Source organism: Streptomyces sp. NPDC107500 (genome assembly GCF_055582785.1).
On sequence record NZ_JBVJPF010000023.1, the window covers coordinates 1 to 2,255 of the forward strand.

General features: G+C 70.3%; 1 protein-coding gene. It reads right to left on the reverse strand.

Annotation, left to right across the window (positions count from 1 at the left end; all coding sequences use genetic code 11):
- The coding region (locus tag ACZ67M_RS37755; protein ID WP_469854363.1) for a hypothetical protein at nt 1–2,255 on the reverse strand (2,255 nt) is incomplete at both ends.

The window sequence follows — 2,255 nt, forward strand, 5'->3', positions numbered from 1 at the left end:
TGGTCAGGCCGGGTTCGGGGGTGTGGCCGAGGAGTTGGTAGGCGGTGGCCAGGGCGCGTTCGGGCGGGCCGAGGACCGGGGCGGTCTGGTCGGTGCCGGCCGGGTCCTCGATGGCCGGCGTCTTCTGCCACCGCCGCCACTGACGGGCAAAGTCCTCCAACGCCTGGACCCGCTCTGTGTCCCTCAGTCCCGGTGTGGTGGCTTCGTCGGCCAGCAGGTCTGACCCCATGGTCGTGTTCGGCTGCTCGGTTTCGATGCCGATACCGCGGGATTCGTGGCTGGCCACCGTAGGGCGGAGGCCTTCCCAGAGGTGTGCGTCTTGGTCGACGGCGTTGCGGGGGTGGGTTGGGGGGAGGGGGCGTTGTGTGGTGTCGGTGAGCAGGGCGGCGAGTTCGGGATCGTTGGCGCGGTGATTCCTCTCGGGCGTTGCCACTGTCGCCGGCTCGTGAACGGCCACCGGTCCAACCGAGTCAGCGGGCACTCCCGTCGGCCTCATGGTCTCGGCCGCCGACCGCGCCGTGTCGCGGTCGTCATGAGGGGCGTCGAGGAATGCGCGGAGGAGGTCGGTGGGGCGTGGTGTATCCCGGTGGAGGTTGTCGGTGCTGTGCAGGTACGCGGTGGTCGCCGACTGGAGGAAGTCGGCTCTCTGGGGGGCGGCTTCGCGCAGGTGCTGTGCGTCGTTGACGAACAGCAACGCGGTCTCGGCAAGGTCTTCCGCGATGTCCGCCAGGCTGCCCGGGCTCAGGGGGCGTTCCCCGGTGTGGGCCTGGGTGCCATCCTCGGTCCATGTGCCGGTCTCCCTCATGAACCAGGGGAGATCCTGTTCCAGCGTGTCGGAGATCCGCTGGGCGGCCCGGGGGCCCGACTCCCCGTCGTAGCGGGTGACCACTCCGGGCCAGCGTGCCTGCAGTTCGGCCACAGCCCCGGCGTGGCGGGGTGCCTGTCGCGCGAACCGGTCGCCGTCGTCCAGGAACGACCTCACCGACTCCCGGAAGTCCTCAGCGGGAGTCGTGGCCAGCGTGCCGGTGCTGGTCCTGGCCGGGGCCTCCGCCTGGTTGGTGAAACGCTGGACGAAGTCCGGGGCGACGTAGCGGAGCCATCCCCGGACCAGTTCACGGATCTCACTCGCCTCACGGCTGTCGGGACGCACCCCGGCCCTGTCGTAGAGGGCCTGGAAGAGGTTGGTCATCTTCGGAGAGGCGAACGCGCGGCTGGGGACGATGACGTCGGGCTCACTGCCAGGGGTGGGGGCCGTGGCCACGGTCCGCGCCTGGCGGACGGGCTCGGTGGCGGCGGCCCAGGAGTGCACCAGGGCGTCGAAGAAGTCCGCCCGCTGCGGCGCCCGTTCCCGGAGGAACTGCGCGTCGTGGAAGTAGAACAACGCCGTCTCGGCGAAGTCCCGCTCCGCGTCACCGCGACCGTACTCCGTGACCGGGCCCTCCGACATCAGCAGTCGGTGTCCGTCGACGCCCCACGGTCCCACCTCACGGGTGAACCAGGAGACCTCGTCCTCGAGTTCCCGCGTGACGCGGGCGGCCGTCTCGTCCACGGACTCTCCCGGCCGCCCGACGGCGACATCCCGCCGCCGTTCCAGCAGTTCCCGCAACGCCCGCGCGTGCCGCGGCGACTGCCGCTCCAGCGCTTCGGGATCCTGCACGAACAGCCTGACCGAGGCGTGGAGGTCTTCTCGCCGTCCTCCTGTCGCGGCAGCCTCGGCACCTGCGACGGCGCTGTCGGCCCCGTCGCGGAACCTCTGCTCGAACTCGGGCAGAGCATGGTCCAGCAGACGGGAGGCCACCGCGCGGGTGACGTACCAGGCGATGCCGCGCGAGTCGAACTCCGCGTCCTCGCGCACGCTCTGGGGCACCTCGATCACCGAGGCCGACCGTGGGCCGTCCGTCGGGGAGGACACCATACGGACAGCCGTGACCTCCTGGACGGTGCCTGCCCGGGAGGACTCGCCTCGTCGTGCGCCCAGGAGCGGCGCGAAGTGCTCCAGCGCCTCACGGACCTGCTCGAGCGATGAGGTGTCCCAGGAATGCGACGCGGTCTCCTGACGGGGCTCGGCATCCGACTCGATGCGGACACCGAACCGCAAGCGGATCTCCTGCCGCAGGCCCAGATTCTCCGCGAGCCGCTGAGGAGCCGTGGTGTCGTGGTTGAAGGTGTTGAGGGCGTTGCGGAGTGTTTGGAGGTGGTTTTCGTTGAGGCGGCTGGTGATGTCGGGGTTGTTGAGGAGTGATTGCAGGCCGTTG